An 18,190-nucleotide genomic window follows, 5' to 3' on the forward strand; every position below is an offset into this window, starting at 1 on the left:
TCAACCGGTTCGTCTGAGTAGATAAAGCCCCAGCGCCGCGCTCAAAAGGGTCGGGCCAAGCACCGCCCAGATCGGCGAAAAACCGAAGATCGTCGACGCCGGCGCCAGCAGATCCTGCAAGTACTTGAAACAGAGCCCCACGATCACCCCGTAAAACACTCGGGTGCCTGCCGCCACGCTGCGCAGGGGCCCGAATACGAAAGACGCCGCCACCAGTACCAGGGAGGCCATGGTCAAGGGCATCAGCATCTTCTGCCAGAAATACAGCAGCGGTTCCGTGGCACGCTGGCCCTGAGCCTCCAGATAGCGCGCATAGGCCAGCAGCTCGCTGGGGGACTGGGTCTCGATATCGCGAAGCAGTCGACTGAGCTGGGCCGGAGTCAAATCCGTTCGCCAGGTTAGCCGATCATGCTGCTCGGTTTCGGTGCGCTCCTGAAAAAACCGCGTGATCGCAACGTTTTCCAGCTCCCAGTGATCCCCTTCCCATACCGCGCGATCCGCGCTGGTGGCCTGCTCCAGGCTACGGCCGGAAAAGCGATAGCGAGTCAGATCGAGCACCGTGTTATCACCGCGAATGGCGCCGAAGCGATAGAAGCTATCGCCTTCACGCTGCCAGCCTCCGCGCTCGGTCACCACGGCTCCCTCGCCCTGCTTCTGCTCCAGGCGCCAGGCGTTGGCGAACTGCTCGGTACGCGGGCTGACGAATTCGGCGATCAACAGAAGCATCACCACCACCAGAATGACCGGTTTCAGCACGCCCCACAAAATACTCACCAGGGATCGGCCCGCGGCGCGCATGACCGTCAGCTCGTTGCTGGACGCCATGCTGCCCAGGCCGATCAGGGCGCCGATCAGTACGCCCACCGGGGCATACTGATAAAAGCGCCAGGGCAGTCGCATCAGCAGATAAAGGAAAACCTGCAGCGCGCCGTAGTCCCCTTCCACGTCGCCCAGGTCATTGATGTAGGTGATTACCAGGTCAAGGCCCAGCAATACCACCTGCACGATCAGAATGGCGCCGAGCACCTGGCGGGCGATATAGCCATCGAGTCGATTGAACAGCATCAGCGCGCTCCCAGCAGGGACGAGCGCCGCATCAGCCACAGTCCGATGATCAGAAACACCAGATGAATCGGCCACATGCCGATGCTCGCCGACAGGGTGCCCTTGGCAATGGCGTCCAGCGCCGCCAGCAGCAGACTCAGATAGGCGATATGCAGAAAGATCGCCGGCAAGAGCTTGGCAAAGCGCCCCTGGCGCGGATTGGTCCTGGCCAGGGGCTGAGCGATCAGCACCAGGATCAGCACCATCACCGGCATGGAGATGCGCCATTGCAGCTGCGCCGCCGCCGGTGCGGTGTCCATTTGCAGCAGCTGCCGGGTGGACGCGAACTCCACGTCACTTTCATCCCGGGCGTCCATGGCGCGAGACAAGCGCACCGCGTAGGTATCGAACTCAAGCCGCTCCGCCTGATGCTTGCCTGGATCGACGCTGTAGCGCTGCCCGTCGGTCAACACCAGAAAACGACTGCCGGTCTCGTCATCCACGGTCTGGTAGCCACCGGCGGCGCGAGTCACCACGTTCTCCGGCGTGCCGTCGCTGCGCTTCTGCCGCTCGCTGATGAACACCCCTTCCATTCGAGTCTTGGCGCTGTTCATGGCCTGGGTATAGGCGGTACGGCCCTCGCCGAAATCCTGGAAACGCCCGGGAGAGAGCAGAGAAAAATCCAGCTGGCTCTGCTGTTCGCTGATCAGGCGCTCCTGTTCCAGGGCGCCAGCCGGCGTCAACCACAGGCTGCACAGCGCTACTGTCACCGCCACGATCAGTGCCGGCAACAGACTGATCTGCAGCAGCCGCGCCGGGCTCATGCCACAGGCCACCAGCACGGTGATCTCGCTGTTGAGATACAACTGTCCGTAGGCCAGCAGCACCGCGAGAAAAAACGCCAGAGGCAGAATCAACTCGAGAAATCCGGGCAGATGATAAAGCATCAGCCAGCCCAGGATACTCACTGGAATCTCGCCCTGGGCGGCGCTCCCGAAATAGCGGATGAAACGGCTGCCCATGATTACCAGCAGCAGCACCCCGGCCACCGCCAGCATGGTCAGCAGGATCTCGCGGGTGAGATAACGAAATACGATCAAATGGCTCTCCCGGTGCCTTCGTGCAATGCACCCCCATGCAATGCCCTGGCGCTTTGCGTACACTGAAGGGCGTCATTGGAATGATCAGGCGACGGTCAGCAGTGGACCGTGCCGGCATTATCCAGAATCCCCCAACGCTTGTCTTGTGGAGTTGCCATGGAATTTCCCGTTAAGACTACCAATCCGGTCAAGGCAGAAACCGCCTGCCTGGTCATCCCGGTATTCAAGGACGGCGACCTGCTGCCCGCGGCGGAAAAGCTTGATAACGCCAGCGAACGGCTGATCGGTCAGCTGGTCGAACGTGGCGATTTCACCGCGGAACTGGGCAAGGTACAGCTGATCTCCTTCGCCCCGGGCCTCAACGCCGACCGGCTGTTGCTGGTGGGACTGGGGGAACGGGAAAAGTGTAATGAGGCGCGCTATCGCAAGGCACTTGACGCGGCGTTTACCGCCCTGGCCAATCTGAGCGTGGATGAAGTTGCCTCCGCCCTCGGCGACGTGCCGGTGCCGGACCGGGGCGGCCAATGGAAAGCGCGCATGATCGCGGAATCCGCGCTCAGAAACGTCTATCGCTTCACCGAATTCAAATCCTCCCCCAAGCCCAAGCCACAGCTCGAACAGGTCACCCTGCTGGTCAGCGACGGTGACGATGCCAATAGCGCCCAGGAAGGCGCCCGGGTCGGCAAGGCGGTAGGAGAAGGCATCAACTATACCCGCACCCTGGGCAATCTGCCGGGCAACGTCTGCACCCCGCGCTATCTGGCGGAGCAGGCCCGGGCCCTGGCCGACGAATCCGGCGGCGCGGTGAGTGTCGAGATTCTCGAGGAAGAGGCTCTGGAAGAGCTGGGGGCGGGCTCGCTTTTGTCCGTGGCTCGAGGCAGCGAGGAACCGGCGCGGCTGATCGTCATGCAGTATCAGGGTGCGGATAGCCCCGAGGAGGCGCCCCACGTGCTGGTGGGCAAGGGCATCACTTTCGACAGCGGCGGCATCTCGCTGAAACCCGGCGAGGGCATGGACGAGATGAAGTTCGACATGTGCGGCGCCGCCAGCGTGCTCGGCACCCTGAAGACCATCGCCGCGCTGAAGCCCAGGCTGAACGTCATCGGCATCGTCGCCGCCGCGGAAAACATGCCGGACGGCCGCGCCACCAAGCCCGGGGACATCGTCAAGACGCTCAAGGGTCTCAGCGTGGAGGTGCTCAATACGGACGCGGAAGGCCGCCTGGTGCTCTGCGACGCCCTGACCTACACGGAGCGCTTCAAGCCCGCCAGCGTGGTGGATATCGCCACGTTGACCGGCGCGGCGATCATCGCCCTGGGCCATCACGCCACCGGCCTCTTGTCCAACGACGATGATCTCGCCCTGGACCTGCTCGACGCCGGCCAGACCGCCTGGGACCGTGCCTGGCACCTCCCCCTGTGGGACGAGTACCAGGAGCAGCTGGATTCCAATTTCGCGGATCTCGCCAATATCGGCGGGCGTCCCGCGGGCACCATCACCGCCGCCTGCTTCCTGTCCCGCTTCACGGAGGAATTCCGCTGGGCGCACCTAGATATCGCCGGCACCGCCTGGCAGTCCGGCAAGCAGAAAGGGGCCACCGGCCGCCCGGTTGGCCTGCTGACCCAGTACCTGCTGGACCGGGAGGCGGAAGCAAGAAGCGTCGAAAACGGTCCCGAGCTCTAGTCCTCGCGCTGCATTCTCAGGACCACTCACCAAGGTGAGTGGTCTTTTATATCGGCTAATCCATGACCCAGATCGACTTCTACGTTCTTCCGGATACTACTTTAGAAGCCCGGCTGGACTTCGCCTGCCGGCTGACGGAAACCATCTACCGCAAGGGCTATCGGCTGCACCTGCATGCCCAGGACGAAGCCATGGCCAAGGCGCTGGACGAGGCGCTGTGGACCTTTCGCCCGGACAGCTACGTGCCCCACGCCCTGCTGGGTGACGAGACGCCGGAGGAGGCGGATCCGGTGCCGGTGACCATCGGCTGGCAGGCGCCGCCGGAACCGAGCGTGGCCCAACCCAGCGCCCAGGCCATGCTCAACCTGCATGCGGAAATACCCGAATGGTTCTCCCGCTTCGAGCGGGTCGCGGAGATCATCAACCAACATCAGGACGTGCTCATCGCCAAGCGCGAGTGCTGGCAGATCTACAAAAGCCGCGGCTACCCGGTCAAGGCCCATCACCTGCCTGGCCAGCAGCCGTAGCCCAGAGTGTTTACCCGCCATGACGTAGTCCCTCCTCACGGGCTATAATCCCTGCCATTTTCCGCTCAACTCTCTACTGCCCCCCGCTTCGGCGGCGGCATTCGATTTCGCAGGCACGTTGCATGGACAAGACCTACCAACCGGAACACATCGAGACCCCCTGGTACCAGCGCTGGGAGGCGGACGACCGCTTCGCGCCATCCGGCAAAGGCGAGCCCTACGCGATCATGATTCCGCCGCCCAACGTCACCGGCAGCCTGCACATGGGTCACGCCTTCCAGGACACCATCATGGACACCCTGATCCGCTGGCGGCGCATGCAGGGCCACAACACCCTGTGGCAGATCGGCACCGACCACGCGGGTATCGCGACGCAAATGCTGGTGGAGCGCAAGCTCGCGGCGGAAGAAGACAAGAGCCGCCACGACCTGGGCCGGGAGGCCTTCATCGACAAGGTCTGGGAGTGGAAGCACGAGTCCGGCGGCCAGATCACGAAGCAGCTGCGGCGCATGGGCGCGAGTCTCGACTGGAGCCGGGAACGCTTCACCATGGACAACGGCTTTTATCGGGCGGTGCAGGAAGTCTTTGTGCGGCTTTTCGATGAAGGCCTGATCTATCGCGGCAAGCGGCTGGTCAACTGGGACCCGATGTTCGAATCCGCGATTTCCGATCTCGAAGTGGAGAACGTCGAGGTCGACGGCCACATGTGGCACTTCAAGTATCCCTTGGCCGGCGGTGAAACCTACGAATACGTCGAGAAGGATCAGGACGGCAACGTCACCTTGCGGGAAACCCGGGACTACATTTCCATCGCCACCACTCGTCCGGAAACCATGCTCGGCGACGGCGCGGTGGCGGTTCATCCATCTGATGAGCGCTATGCTCCGCTGGTCGGCAAGCTGTGCGAGATCCCGGTCGGTCCCAGGGAACATCGGCGTCTGATTCCCATCATCACCGACGACTATCCGGACCCGAATTTTGGCTCCGGCGCGGTCAAGATTACCGGCGCTCACGACTTCAACGACTATGCGGTGGCCAAGCGCAACGCCATCCCGCTCTACAACCTGATGGACACCCGGGCGCAGATGCGAGTTGACGGTCTGTCTTACGCGGAAAGCGCAGCGCTTGCCACCCGCGCGGCTCGAGGCGAGCCACTGGAGGATGTTTCCGCGGTCAACCTGGTGCCGGAGGAACTGCGCGGGCTCGACCGCTTCGAGGCGCGAAAGCAGGTGATCGAAGCCATCACCGCGGAAGGCCTTGCGGTGACGACACGCGACGAAGACGGCGCCGAGCGGCCGCTGGTGGAGAACAAGAAGATCATGCAGCCCTTCGGCGACCGCTCCGGGGTGGTCATCGAGCCCTACCTGACGGATCAGTGGTTCGTCGCCGTGGAGAGCCTCGCCAGGCCCGCCATCGAGGCGGTGGAAAACGGTAATATCCAGTTCGTGCCGAAGAACTACGAGAACATGTACTTCGCCTGGATGCGCGACCTGCAGGACTGGTGCATTTCCCGCCAGCTGTGGTGGGGTCATCGCATCCCTGCCTGGTACGACGCGAAGGGCAATATTTATGTAGCTCGCACGGAACAGGAAGCCCGGGAGAAATACGGCCTGGCCCCGGACGTCACCCTGACCCAGGACGAGGACGTGCTGGATACCTGGTTCAGTTCCGGCCTGTGGACCTTCGCCACCTTGGGCTGGCCGGAGCAGACGCCGGAGCTTGCGACCTTCCACCCCACCAGCGTGCTGGTCACCGGCTTCGACATCATCTTCTTCTGGGTCGCGCGGATGATCATGCTGACCCTGAAGTTCACCGGCGAGGTGCCCTTCAAGCAGGTCTACGTGCATGGCCTGGTGCGGGACGCTCAGGGTCAGAAGATGTCCAAGTCCAAGGGCAACGTGCTCGACCCCATCGATCTGATCGACGGTATCGATCTGGATCGCCTGATCGAGAAGCGCACCGGCAACTTGATGCAGCCGCAGAAGGCCAGGGCCATCGCCAAGGCCACTCGAAACGAGTTCCCCGAGGGAATCGAACCCCACGGTACGGACGCGCTGCGCTATACCTTCCTTTCCTTGGCCACCACCGGTCGGGACGTGAAGTTCGACATGGGCCGCCTGGACGGCTATCGCAACTTCTGCAACAAGCTGTGGAACGCCTCCCGCTACGTGCTGATGAACGCGGAAGGCCAGGACTGCGGCGCAGGCAATGAACCGGTAGAACTTTCCCTGGCGGATCGCTGGATCGTCTCGAAACTGCAGCGCACCGAAACCCGGGTGACCAAGGCCTTGGAAGAATTTCGCTTCGACATCGCTTCCCAGACGCTCTACGACTTCATCTGGAACGAATACTGCGACTGGTATCTGGAGCTTTCCAAGCCGGTACTCTGGGACGAAAGCGCATCCCTCGAGGCCAAGCGCGGCACCCGCCGCACCCTGGTACGGGTACTGGAGACTACTCTGCGGTTAGCCCATCCGATGATGCCTTTCATCACCGAGGAAATCTGGCAGCGTATCGCCCCCAGCGCCGGCAAGCGGACCGAGGGCGACTCGCTGATGAACCAGCCCTGGCCGACGCCGGAGCCTGCGAAGATCATCGAGACAGCGGAGCAGGATATCGACTGGCTCAAGGGCGTGATTGTCGCGGTGCGCAACATTCGCGCGGAGATGAACATCGCCCCGGGCAAGCCTTTGGAACTGCTGCTGACCAAAGGCAGCGCGGCGGATCAGGCACGACTGGAAGCCAATCGCCGCTTTCTTGCCCGGCTCGCCAAGCTGGAAAGCGCCACCTGGCTCGATGACCCGGCCCAGGCGCCGCTCTCGGCAACCCAGCTGGTCGGCGACATGGAAGTGCTGGTGCCCATGGCGGATCTGATCGACAAGGACACGGAACTCGCCCGGCTCGCCAAGGAAATCGCCAAGCAGGACAAGCTGATCGACGGCACCGAGAAGAAGCTCGGCAACGAGAGTTTTCTCGCCAAGGCGCCCCCGGCGGTGGTGGAAAAAGAGCGCGGAAAGCTCAAGGAAATGCGAAGCGCTCGTGCTCTACTGGCAGAACAGCAGGCCAAGATCGGCGCACTGTAAGTTGAATGCTTTGCTTTCACGTAAGCCTCACGGTGTGATCCTGGGGCTTTTTTTCACGCTAGATGGATCAGCTGTGAGAATGACTCATTTCCCTCGGCGAAACCCGCCCAGCACCCGACCGTTCGGGCCGAGCAGCACCAGCCGGTCGTGATCGATCAGGTAGCGATAGGCATTTTCCAGCAGTTGATTGACCCGCTGGCTGTTCTGAGGGTTCGGGCAGGCCATGCGTGTGGACGCGAGCCGGGTGATCTCGATACGCTGGCCTTCCGGAAAGCTCACTTCTCCCATTAGCCGGTTGCAGCCGTTGCTGCCGCTCAACCGGCCATCGGAATCAATCTCGATCCAGGGAGTCTCGCCGTTGCCGCGCCAGCGTTCGCTGGTGCCCAGCAGCAGCAGGTTCCAACGCTGCTCCATTACCGCGGCGCCCTTCTTGTCATCCTGCGGTGGTGCCACGGACCCGGCGTCGCTGGCACAGCCAGCGACCAGTCCCATCGTTGTCAGCGCCAGAATAAGCAGCATCTTCTTCATGAGGTTTCCTTTCTGTTCATGAGATTTTTTGTAGAGGAAGAGAGTCAAGGTTCAAGTCGTTTACCGTCGGGGCCGATAATCAACCGTCGGTCAGGCTACTATCGGCTGGCAACGTTACTCTCGCGCTCCCAATGCTTCAAGGAACTCCTTATGCCTTCCATGCTCCATAACGACGACCTGGGCAAGCTGATCCTGCGCCTGGCCGTCGCCGGGCTTATTCTGTTTCACGGTACCGCCAAGCTGATGAATCCGGATTCAATGAACTGGATTGCCAGCCTGCTGGCGCGCCATGATCTACCGCATTTCCTGGCCTATGGAGTGCTGATCGGTGAAGTGGTAGCGCCGGTGATGGTCATCGTCGGCTGGCGTGCGCGCATCGCCGCCATTTTCATGGCGGGCAACATGTTGGTGGCATTATTCCTGGCCCATACCGGCGAACTGCTGACGTTGAAAGATAGCGGCGGCTGGGCCCTGGAACTCCAGGGCCTTTTCCTGTTCGGCGCCCTGGCCCTGATATTTCTGGGAAGCGGACGCATGGCGGTGCGCCCCGACTAGGGCTGGAGATCGCGGAACGACTCCCACACGGCGGGCAGCCCCGGAAACATGCCAACGCCTGCCATGACCACGCAAAGAACCAGAAACACCACGCCCGGAATGATCCAGCGACCCATATGACCCAGTTCCTTGCCCCGCTCCTTGCTGCCGATCAGCCCCATGTTGTCCAGCAGCACCGTCAACGACCAGCCGAATACCGGATTCACCAGGGCAGAAGAGAAGATCACGATGGCGGCGGACTGGGTCGTCTTGCCCTTCTGGGTCATCTGCATGCCGGCTTCCAGCAGCGGCACATAGACACCGACCAGCAGCGCCACGCTGAGCACGGGCTGCCAGACCGCCAGATCCATCGGGTATCCCCAGATGGCGGCCACAACACAGAGCAGGCCGGTAAGGACGGCGCCGGCGGGAATCGGTCGCCGGGCAATCGCCGCCGGCACGATATAGGTGCCCCAGGACGAGGTAATGTTGCCCCCACCCAGCAGGCTGCCGGTAATCTGCCGTGCGGATGCGGTGATCGCGGTATCGTCCATGTCCATGATCACCCGCTCGGTGTTCGGTGGATAGTTGAGCTGCTGAAAAGCTCGATGTCCGACGAAATCCGGAGACCACATGGCCACCGCCAGCAGGGCGAAAGGCGCCACGGTAACGAAGTGATGAAATTCAGGTAGACCCAACTGCCAGCCGGTAGTTTCTCCCCACCAGTAGAACGGGTTCATATTGGGAATGCCCGGCTCCGTGGAAAACTCAAAGGGCGCGCCCAGGGCGAAGGACAAGACACCGGCCAATAGACAACCCATCGGGATCGCCAACCAACGCATCTGTAGATGCTCCAGGTAGGCGTACATGAGAATGGTGGCGATGATCACCACGAAGGCGAGATAGGCCATGTCGAAGCCTTCCGCCCAGGCGAAGAGCTTACCGATCTGGCTGGAAATACCGATAAAGCCCAGGTACAGCAGCAAACCGCCAGCGACGCCGTTGCTGGTCAACTTGGCCAGCAGACTGCCGCCCTTGAAGATCCCCAACAGGAACCCCAGCACGCCGATCATCAGCCCCAGGGCCATCGGATGACCGCCGGAGGCGACGATCAGCGGTACCAACGGAATCAAAGGGCCGTGGGTACCCGCCAGATTACTGCGCGGGTTCAGGAAGCCGGATACCAGCACCACGAACAGCACCGCGGCAAGCAGCATCTCGTAGCGAACGTTTTCGATGACGAACTCATCGGATAGCCCAAGCGGCGCGGCAAAGGCCGTGACGATGGCGGCCACCATCACGATCTTGCCGATGGTGGCCGCCATGGCCGGCACCCAGTCCTCGAACTCGAAACGATAGTCCCGGCCGGGCAGATTGGGCCGCCATCGCCGTGGCGCCATGCTCTGCAGTTCGTGGTTCAGGTAATCCTTTCGGCTGGTGAATTCATTCCGCGGCTTGCGCCGCCGACGGTAATCTACCTCATTAATGTCGGTCATATAGTTACTTGGTAATGGAGAAAAATTTCGTCAACTCTAGTGACGTCCCTACCAAGTCACAACCGGACATTAGGTTAATGCCGACTTCCCGAGCCGCTTCGCCACATTCAGGTTTCGCAAGCGCGCTTCCAGCAGGCCGGGAAAACGCTTGTACCAGGTCTGATTGAGCGGCGAGGGATGCGGCAGCGGCGCCAGTTCGAACGTCGCGGACTGGCCGTCCTCCAGGGTCAGGATCGTGCTATGAGACGTTTCGAAGCGATCCTCGCGCTTCCAGAAGGCCTCCAGGGCCTGGCGCACCTCCTTGGGTTGATGGATGCCGAACCATAGGAAGGCCTCGCGACCCAGGGTGATCAGGCTACGACCCCGCCAGTGTTCCACCAGCAGCTCCGCCATCAGCGGCTGAAAACGCTTCTTGACCGCCATGGCCCAGGCCTTGTTGCCCGCCGGCTTGTAGGGCACGGTGTTGGCCCAGAAGACGTGCTTGCCGACTTCCAGAGACGCCTCGAAATCCGGCAAGGGTTCGCCATGAAGGGCCTGATAGAGACCGGCACGCACCTTCTGGCCACCGCTGCCGATGAAGGGAACCCCGTGCTTGATCTCCTGGCGCCCCGGGTCCCGACCGAAGAAACCGATCGGTGCGTCGGCAGGCCCTAGACCAATGATCGGCTCCAGCGGGTCCTTGTGGAACTGACGATAGACGTCCAGGTCGATACCCTCGAGATGCTCCGCCTCCCGGCGAAAGACGGTGCGTAACGAATCGCTTAGCTGCATAAACCCTCCTTGGTGAATTGGATCCTACCAGGAACCCGTATTTTCCATGGAGGCCCAAGGCTCTTTTGGCGCCAGATTTTCTCCCACCTGCAACAACTCGATGGAAATGCCGTCCGGACTCTTGACGAAGGCCATGTGGCCATCCCGAGGCGGCCGGTTGATGGTCACACCGTTGTCCTGGAGTTTTTCGCAGAGCGCGTAGATATCCGCCACCCGATAGGCCAGATGACCGAAGTTGCGTCCACTGCCGTACTCTTCCGGGTCCCAGTTATGGGTCAGCTCGAGCATCGGTGTCTGGTCTTCTTCAGCGCGTTCGCGGTCCTTCGGTGCCGCCAGAAAGACCAAGGTGAACCGACCCTTCTCGTTTTCCTGGCGACTGACTTCTTCCATTCCCAGCAGATCGCGGTAGAAATGCAGCGACGCATCCAGGTCGCTGACCCGGACCATGGTGTGAAGATATTGCATGCTGAAAAGCCCTCCAAGCCTGGTTATCAGTGACAGTCACTGTGGATACTGGTTGAATACCTGCGGTTTTTCTCCGTCACGCCACAGATAGACCGCGTATTCGTCCACGCGCCCGGTTTCCATGCCCGGGGAACCGTGAGGCATGCCCGGCACCGCCAGCACCGCGGGCGCCGCATCGCTCTCCAGCAGACGCTTCACGTCGCTGGCAGGCACGTGGCCCTCGATGACGTGCTCGCCCACCGTGGCGGTATGACAGGATGCCAGTTGGGAATGCACCCCCTGCTCGCGCTTGACGTCGGCCATCTGGCGCGTCTTGTGCTGGATCACCTCGAAGCCGTTGGCTTCCATGTGTTCCGCCCAGGCGGTGCAGCAGCCGCAGTTGGGGTCCTTCCACATCTCGACGGTAGGCGCGGCCCAGACCGCGGTGCCGGCCAGGCTCAGGGCCAAGCCCAGCAAGGTGCTGCTAAAGAGTGATGTCTTCATCGGATTTTCTCGTGTTTGTTTCATGTCTATGATAGCTCCCCATCGCTTTTCAAATCGCCATCCTGTGAGGAAACCCCATGGCCGACTACTGCGACCTGGCCCCGACTCATCCGTTCCATGGCCCTTATCATGATAGCGAATACGGCTTCCCGGTAGCGGATGACGACGTGCTGTTCGAGCGCCTGATTCTGGAGATCAATCAGGCGGGGCTTTCCTGGCTGACGGTGCTCAAGAAGCGCGAGGCCTTCCAGGCGGCTTTCGAGGGCTTCGAGGTCGCGCGAGTGGCTGCCTACGGGGAAGCCGAACGGGAACGCCTGTTGAATGACGCCGGCATCATTCGCAACCGGCGCAAGATCGACGCCGCAATCCATGACGCTCGAGTGGTTCGTGAACTACAGGAAGCATTCGGCAGCTTCAAGGCCTGGCTCGATTACCATCACCCGCTACCCTTGGCGGAATGGGTCAAGCTGTTTCGCCAAATCTTCCGCTTTACCGGCCCGGAAATCGTCAACGAATTCCTGATGAGCACCGGCTACCTGCCCGGCGCCCATCGCGAGGACTGCCCGGTGCAATCGCGAATCCTCGCCGCCGCACCGCCCTGGATGGATTCCTTCGACTAGCGCGGCTCGCTGGACAGCGCCTTCCACACCGAATAGCACATCGCCAGCAGCACCAGGGAAAATGGCAGCCCGGTGGCGGTCACCCCCGCCTGCAGGGCAGTAAGGCCGCCACCCACCAGCAGCGCGATGGCGATCATGCCTTCCGCGGTGGCCCAGAATATCCGCTGGGGGATCGGCGCATCCGTCTTGCCGCCGGCGGTGATGGTATCCACCACCAGGGAGCCGGAATCCGAGGAAGTGACGAAGAAGATCAGCGTCAGGATAATGGCAATGGTCGAGACGATATTCGGAAACGGCAGTTCGTTGAGCATGCCGAAAAGAGACAGTTCCGGGCTATAGCTGTCGATCACATTGGCCTTCACCAGACTGTTTTGCGGATCGCTGAAGACCTGATCGAGAGCGATGCCGCCGAAGACCCCCATCCAGATGAAGATCACCAGGCTTGGTACAAGCAGTACCGCAACGATGAATTCTCGCACCGTGCGGCCCCGGCTCACCCGGGCGATGAACATGCCGACGAAGGGCGACCAGGATACCCACCAGGCCCAGTAGAAGGCGCTCCAGTCCTCACGATAGGCGTCGTCCGTGCGGCCAAACGGCATGGAAAGCGGCACGATCTCCCGTGCATAGGCCGTCACGCCTTCCCAGACAGTATTCAAGGCGGTAAGCGTCGAGCCCGCGAAAAGTACGAAAAGAAAGAACAGGAAGGCGGTGACCATGTTGATCTCGGAAAGCACCTTGACGCCGCCATCGAGTCCCCGCCAGACCGAAATCAGCGCCACGGCGGTAACGACGACGATGATGATGATCTGTGTGGTGAGACTGATCTCCATGCCGAAGACATAGTTGAAGCCGGCATTGGCCTGCTGCGCCCCCAGGCCCAGGGAAGTCACCAGGCCAAACAGGGTCGAGAAGACCGCCAGCACGTCGATGATGTGACCCGGCCAGCCCCAGACCCGCTCACCCAGAATCGGATAGAAGGAAGAACGGATCGAGAAAGGTAGCCCCTTGTTGTAGGTAAAGATCGCCAGGGACAGCGCCATCAGCGCATAGATCGCCCAGCCGTGCAGCCCCCAGTGCAGGTAAGTTCCTGCAAGCCCCATTGCCCGCGCTTCGGGAATGTTCCCCGGAACGAGTTCGCCATCGGCACCGAAAGGGGATGGTGTATTCAACGGCATTGATACGGTGGTGTGATAAACCGGCTCGAGCACGCCGAAGAACAGCAGTCCGATCCCCATCCCTGCAGCGAACAGCATCGAGAACCAGGAGAGATAGGAGTAGTCCGGTGTGGCGGTCTTGCCCCCCAGACGCACGGCACCATAGGGCGATACCACCAGCGCAAGACAGAAAAATAGATACAGGTTGACCAGAATAATGAAGTACCAGTCCAGGGTCTTGATGGAAAAATTCACCACCGCTTGAAAGACCTGACCGGCGGCCTCTGGAAATAGCAGCGTCAGCACGACGAAGACGATACTGATCGTTGCGGAAATCATGAAGACCCGGTTGTGGATATCGAAACTGAAAGGGCCAAAGCTCCCTTCGACGTTGTCCTGACCAACCACGTAGTCGGTATCGATAAGCGAATCCTTGGGCACGGCGGCGGCGTCGCACTGCGGAGTTCTATCTTTGGTCATTGTCGTGTCTCGTTGCGTACCTTCGCATGATTGAAGTCTTCTAGACGACAAACGGTCGCCTAATGACTTTTATTCGTCTATTCGTCGCGTTTTCGTCAAGCTTTGTCATCAGAGGTGTCAGGGCATACTAGCGCAACCGCCGCGGATATCGCGCGCATTTTTTCATGGCGCGATGCCCTGACCGCAGCCTCGATAGGTTTTGCCGTCGAGTCGTAGCGTGACCCGGGCCGGATAGGGTTCGCCGCTCATGGCGTCGAAACAGGCGCGGCCTTCCAGGCTCAGGGTAAAGGGCAGATCCTTGCGCGCGCTTTCCAAAGTGACTCGGCCCGCGTCGTTATCCAGGCTGGTCACTCGATAGGCGGCGTCGATTTCACGCTCGCCATAGTCCAGCATCAGCGCCAGTCGCGGCCGATCGCTGGCCAGGCGCACTGTCCAGCCGGGCTCGTTACCACGCCCGTGAAACATGACGTCGGGGCGTTGGCGGCGCGTCAGCACCTTACGGGTTTCATCCTGCTCGCAGCGCAGCCGCCCCTTGTCGCTTTCCACCGTGGCTTCCTTCCCCTTGTTCCAGAAGCTGAGGTCAGCTTTCACGTAGCGGGCACCGGAGGCCACCACCGCCGGCTCAAGACGATAGGCGCCCTGACCGGACCACAGGCGCAGTTTCCGAGGGGTCGCCGCGGAAACCAGATCCTGAGCCGGCGTGCAGCGCCAGGCGACGAACTCCTTCGCCTCGCCGGGAAAAAGCGCCGAGGGCAGCAGGGGGGCGGGATTTTTCTTCTCGAGCGATGTGGACTCGCCTGTAACGCCGAAAGCATCCGCCTCACGAACCGTCGGCGGCGCTACTTGCTTTTCATCCGGTCCCGAAGACGAAACGCACCCCGGCAGTAATAGAGTCGCTACGAGCAGCGATGGCAAGTACCGATAATTAAAATGGCAAAACATGGGCATTAGTATTCCGACTCCTTGATTATTATGAAAATCATTAAAAAACTTTTTTTAACACAAACCGGGGCACAGGCGTTAATGCTTCGCCGGGCACTTGCTAAACGTTCATATATTTAGTAGACTAATATTAATCAATAAAATAATATCCATCCAATAAGGAGTTTCATAAATGAAAAAGTTAACGATATTAGCGTCCAGCCTGATCCTGGCAGGTTTTTCAGCGACTGCATTAGCCGCCAGCCCTCAGCCCTATATTGGCGGCCAGGTGGGATACCAAAGCGTCAGTGCTGAAGTCAATCAAGGCTCGACCACCAGCGCCGCCTATGCGGATCAAGACTTGAGCGGTATCCAGGGCGGGCTCTTTGCAGGTATGAAATTTACCTTGGCTAATGACTTCTTTATTGCACCGGAAATCAACGTCGGCACGAGCAACGCTGATGGCAAGCTCCGAACCGACAATGTGAATGTAAAAGCCGAGGCAAAAGAGTCTTACGGCGCTGGGCTGCTGGCAGGTCTGGAGGCTACGCGGAACACTGATGTCTATGCTCGCGTAGGCTATCAGCGCACCAAGTTCGAGGTTCGACAGAGTGTCAATGGGGCCGGATCAAGAACCGAAGACGATAACTATAACGGCTTTCGTTATGGGGTCGGTGTGCAAACCGCTATCGCACCACAGATGGACCTGCGCCTGGATTGGTCACAGACCAGCTACTCGGATAATAGCTATAAGGAATCAGGATCAAAAGTGAAGTTTGATCCGACGGAGAACCTTGTACAGCTAGGTATTGCCTATAACTTTTAATTAGTCCTTCATCTTGGCTAATGTTTGATCGATTGAGGCGATAGTGGATATCCACTATCGCCTTTTTTCTAACTCCTTCTAATATTCGTTGACTATGCCTGACTCTTCATCAGCGATTCGCCATGTCGACGACGCAGTTCTTGAGCGGCGGCTACCATTGCTTCCAGTGCCGGCTCGACTTCCGACCAGTCACGTGTCTTGAGACCACAGTCCGGGTTGACCCATAGCCGCTCCACCGGAATCCGCTGGGCGGCTTTTTCCATCAGTTCCACCATCCAGCTCACCTCGGGAATGTTCGGCGAGTGAATGTCGTAGACGCCAGGACCGATTTCATTGGGATACGAAAACTCCTGGAAGGCATCCAGCAGCTCCATATCCGAACGCGACGTCTCGATGGTGATCACATCCGCATCAAGGGCGGCGATGGAGGCGATGATGTCATTGAACTCGCTGTAGCACATGTGGGTATGAATCTGGGTCTCGTCCCGGGCCACCGATGCGGCGAGCTGGAAGCACTCCACCGCCCAGTCGAGATAGGCCTGCCACTCGTCTTGGCGTAGGGGTAGCCCTTCCCGCAGGGCCGGCTCGTCGATCTGAATGGCTTGAATGCCCCCGGCTTCCAGGTCTTCCACCTCGTCCCGCAGGGCCAGGGCAATCTGACGGCAGGTCGCCTCGCGCGGCTGATCATCCCGCACGAAGGACCACTGCAGAATGGTCACCGGCCCGGTGAGCATGCCTTTCACGGGTTTCTGGGTCAGACTCTGGGCGTACTCGCTCCAGCGTATCGTCATCGGCGCCGGGCGGCTGACGTCACCGACGATGATCGGCGGCTTGACGCAGCGGGAGCCGTAGCTCTGCACCCAGCCGAAGCGGGTGAAAGCGAAACCTTCCAGCAGCTCGCCGAAGTATTCCACCATGTCGTTGCGCTCCGGTTCACCGTGCACCAGCACATCCAGTCCCAGGGCTTCCTGGCGCTCGACGGCGACAGCGATCTCCGCTTCCATGCGCGCCCGATAATCCTTGTGATTCAGCTCCCCGGCCTTGAAGGCGCGGCGGGCGGCGCGGATTTCTCCGGTCTGAGGAAAGGAGCCGATGGTGGTGGTGGGAAACAGCGGCAGGTCGAGACGCTGGCGTTGCGCTTTGGTCCGCTGGAAATAGGTGCTGGCACGCCGAGCATCCTGGGGCGTGATCGCCGCCAGACGGCTGGCCACCGCCGGCTTGTGGATGCGCGTCGACTCATGCCGCGATGCCAGAGCTCGTGAGGCCTCAGCCAGATAGGCTTCGTCCTCTTGAGTGGCACGGCCATCCAGCAGGCGCGCCAGGGTCACCGTCTCGTCCAGCTTCTGGCGGGCGAAGGCCAGCCAGCTCTTGAACTCCGTATCCAGTTCGGTTTCCGCACTCAGATCCACCGGCACGTGCAGCAGGGAGCAGCTCGGCGCCAGCCATAGTCGATCTCCCAGCCGTGCCTTGGCGTCCTGGAGACTGTCCCGCAGCGCTGCCAGATCCGTTCGCCAGATATTGCGACCGTCGATCGCCCCCACGGAAAGCACCTTGTAAGGCGCCAGATTGTCGATCACCCGGGAAAGTTGTTCGGGAGCACGCACCGTGTCGATATGCAACCCGTCCACCGGCAGAGAGGTCGCCAACTGCAGATTATCCCCCAGACCACCGAAATAGGTAGCCACCAGTAGTTTGGCCGGTGAACTGCGCAGTTTGTTGTAAGCTGACTCATAGGCTTGGCGCCAGGCCCGAGGCAGGTCTTGCACCAGTGCAGGTTCATCCAGCTGTACCCATTCCACGCCCTGCTCTGCCAGCCGAGACAGCACCTGACCGTAGACCGTCAGCACTTCGTCGAGCAGCTCGAGACGATCAAAATCCTCGCTTTTTTCCTTGCCCAGCCATAACCAGGTCACCGGCCCGAGCAGTGCCACCTTGACCGGATGACGGAGACTCCTGGCCTCTTCCACTTCCCCGAACAGCCGCTCGCTGGCCAGGCGCAGGCGCTGACCCGCGTGCAGCTCCGGCACCAGATAGTGATAATTGGTATCGAAATACTTGGTCATCTCGCAGGCCGCCGCCGGCTCGCCGCTGGGGGCGCGGCCCCGGGCCATGCGGAAACTGGTGTCCAGATCGATCTCGCCCTGATCAAATCGTCCGAAACGTTCCGGCACCGCGCCCAGCAGCAGTGAGACATTGAGCACCTGATCGTAGAAGGCGAAGTCGCCGACGGTAACGAAGTCGAGCCCTGCCGCCTGTTGCTCCCGCCAGTGACGAGCGCGCAGGGATGCGCCCTGGGCTTCCAGCTCTGCTTGATCAATCTTGTTCTGCCAGTAGGCCTCGCTTGCTTTCTTGAGCTCTCGGTTGGCTCCGATACGCGGATAGCCGAGGATATGTGCCAGCGTCATGGGATTTCCTTTCAGTAATAAGTCATGGAATTCGCCTGGGAATTCATGTTTGTTGGTGACGCTAGTC

General features: G+C 60.7%; 16 protein-coding genes. 6 read left to right on the forward strand and 10 right to left on the reverse strand.

The genetic code is table 11. From position 1 onward, the window contains the following. Both lptG and lptF read right to left on the reverse strand, forming a co-directional pair. Nucleotides 1-1,065, reverse strand: a complete 1,065-nt coding sequence (gene lptG / locus FGL86_RS01245; RefSeq protein WP_147182895.1) for an LPS export ABC transporter permease LptG — start codon at nt 1,063-1,065, stop codon at nt 1-3. After that, the gene (gene lptF / locus FGL86_RS01250; protein ID WP_147182896.1) at nt 1,065-2,144 is read right to left on the reverse strand and encodes an LPS export ABC transporter permease LptF; all 1,080 of its coding nucleotides are present in this window, start codon (nt 2,142-2,144) and stop codon (nt 1,065-1,067) included. The genes lptG and lptF overlap by 1 nt, the downstream gene beginning before the upstream one ends. Nucleotides 2,145-2,300: 156 nt before the next feature. Between lptF and FGL86_RS01255 the strand changes: the two genes are divergently transcribed. The 3 genes from FGL86_RS01255 to FGL86_RS01265 all read left to right on the forward strand — a co-directional run bounded on the left by FGL86_RS01255 (nt 2,301) and on the right by FGL86_RS01265 (nt 7,437). Beyond that, on the forward strand, nt 2,301-3,827 hold the full coding sequence (locus FGL86_RS01255; RefSeq protein ID WP_147182897.1) for a leucyl aminopeptidase: 1,527 nt from the start codon (nt 2,301-2,303) through the stop codon (nt 3,825-3,827). 62 nt (nt 3,828-3,889) lie between these two features. Beyond that, on the forward strand, nt 3,890-4,354 hold the full coding sequence (locus FGL86_RS01260; protein ID WP_147182898.1) for a DNA polymerase III subunit chi: 465 nt from the start codon (nt 3,890-3,892) through the stop codon (nt 4,352-4,354). Nucleotides 4,355-4,476: 122 nt separating this feature from the next. Next, nucleotides 4,477-7,437, forward strand: a complete 2,961-nt coding sequence (locus tag FGL86_RS01265) for a valine--tRNA ligase (protein ID WP_147182899.1) — start codon at nt 4,477-4,479, stop codon at nt 7,435-7,437. Between the two features lie 84 nt (nt 7,438-7,521). Here FGL86_RS01265 and FGL86_RS01270 read toward each other — a convergent pair whose 3' ends face one another. Further along, complete coding sequence (locus FGL86_RS01270) at nt 7,522-7,965, reverse strand: META domain-containing protein (protein WP_147182900.1); 444 nt, start codon at nt 7,963-7,965, stop codon at nt 7,522-7,524. A gap of 150 nt (nt 7,966-8,115) precedes the next feature. Here FGL86_RS01270 and FGL86_RS01275 point away from each other — a divergent pair, with 150 nt between their 5' ends. After that, nucleotides 8,116-8,520, forward strand: a complete 405-nt coding sequence (locus tag FGL86_RS01275; RefSeq protein WP_186764454.1) for a DoxX family protein — start codon at nt 8,116-8,118, stop codon at nt 8,518-8,520. On the opposite strand, the gene FGL86_RS01280 is transcribed toward FGL86_RS01275, so the two are convergent. The 4 genes from FGL86_RS01280 to FGL86_RS01295 form a co-directional block, all read right to left on the reverse strand. After that, nucleotides 8,517-9,995, reverse strand: coding sequence for a DUF3360 family protein (locus tag FGL86_RS01280; RefSeq protein WP_147182901.1), 1,479 nt, complete (start codon nt 9,993-9,995; stop codon nt 8,517-8,519). The two genes, FGL86_RS01275 and FGL86_RS01280, sit on opposite strands and share 4 nt — an antisense overlap. A 69-nt stretch (nt 9,996-10,064) precedes the next feature. Continuing rightward, nucleotides 10,065-10,766, reverse strand: coding sequence for a uracil-DNA glycosylase family protein (locus tag FGL86_RS01285; protein WP_147182902.1), 702 nt, complete (start codon nt 10,764-10,766; stop codon nt 10,065-10,067). 24 nt (nt 10,767-10,790) lie between these two features. After that, nucleotides 10,791-11,231, reverse strand: a complete 441-nt coding sequence (gloA, locus tag FGL86_RS01290) for a lactoylglutathione lyase (protein WP_147182903.1) — start codon at nt 11,229-11,231, stop codon at nt 10,791-10,793. 36 nt (nt 11,232-11,267) lie between these two features. After that, nucleotides 11,268-11,738, reverse strand: coding sequence for a DUF411 domain-containing protein (locus FGL86_RS01295; protein ID WP_246131700.1), 471 nt, complete (start codon nt 11,736-11,738; stop codon nt 11,268-11,270). A gap of 53 nt (nt 11,739-11,791) precedes the next feature. On the opposite strand from FGL86_RS01295, the gene FGL86_RS01300 reads away from it, so the two are divergent. Then, nucleotides 11,792-12,334, forward strand: coding sequence for a DNA-3-methyladenine glycosylase I (locus FGL86_RS01300; protein WP_147182904.1), 543 nt, complete (start codon nt 11,792-11,794; stop codon nt 12,332-12,334). On the opposite strand, the gene FGL86_RS01305 is transcribed toward FGL86_RS01300, so the two are convergent. Together FGL86_RS01305 and FGL86_RS01310 are read right to left on the reverse strand one after the other, a co-directional pair. Next, the gene (locus tag FGL86_RS01305; protein WP_147182905.1) at nt 12,331-13,971 is read right to left on the reverse strand and encodes a BCCT family transporter; all 1,641 of its coding nucleotides are present in this window, start codon (nt 13,969-13,971) and stop codon (nt 12,331-12,333) included. The two genes, FGL86_RS01300 and FGL86_RS01305, sit on opposite strands and share 4 nt — an antisense overlap. Nucleotides 13,972-14,133: 162 nt before the next feature. Next, nucleotides 14,134-14,886 carry an MliC family protein gene (locus tag FGL86_RS01310; protein WP_246131701.1) on the reverse strand — a complete coding sequence of 251 codons (753 nt, stop codon included), beginning with the start codon at nt 14,884-14,886 and terminating at the stop codon, nt 14,134-14,136. Between the two features lie 199 nt (nt 14,887-15,085). On the opposite strand from FGL86_RS01310, the gene FGL86_RS01315 reads away from it, so the two are divergent. Beyond that, complete coding sequence (locus FGL86_RS01315) at nt 15,086-15,718, forward strand: outer membrane protein (protein ID WP_147182908.1); 633 nt, start codon at nt 15,086-15,088, stop codon at nt 15,716-15,718. A gap of 92 nt (nt 15,719-15,810) precedes the next feature. On the opposite strand, the gene metE is transcribed toward FGL86_RS01315, so the two are convergent. After that, complete coding sequence (metE, locus tag FGL86_RS01320) at nt 15,811-18,123, reverse strand: 5-methyltetrahydropteroyltriglutamate--homocysteine S-methyltransferase (RefSeq protein ID WP_147182909.1); 2,313 nt, start codon at nt 18,121-18,123, stop codon at nt 15,811-15,813. Nucleotides 18,124-18,190 lie beyond the last annotated feature (67 nt).

This window comes from Pistricoccus aurantiacus (assembly GCF_007954585.1).
GTDB classification, from domain to species: domain Bacteria; phylum Pseudomonadota; class Gammaproteobacteria; order Pseudomonadales; family Halomonadaceae; genus Pistricoccus; species Pistricoccus aurantiacus.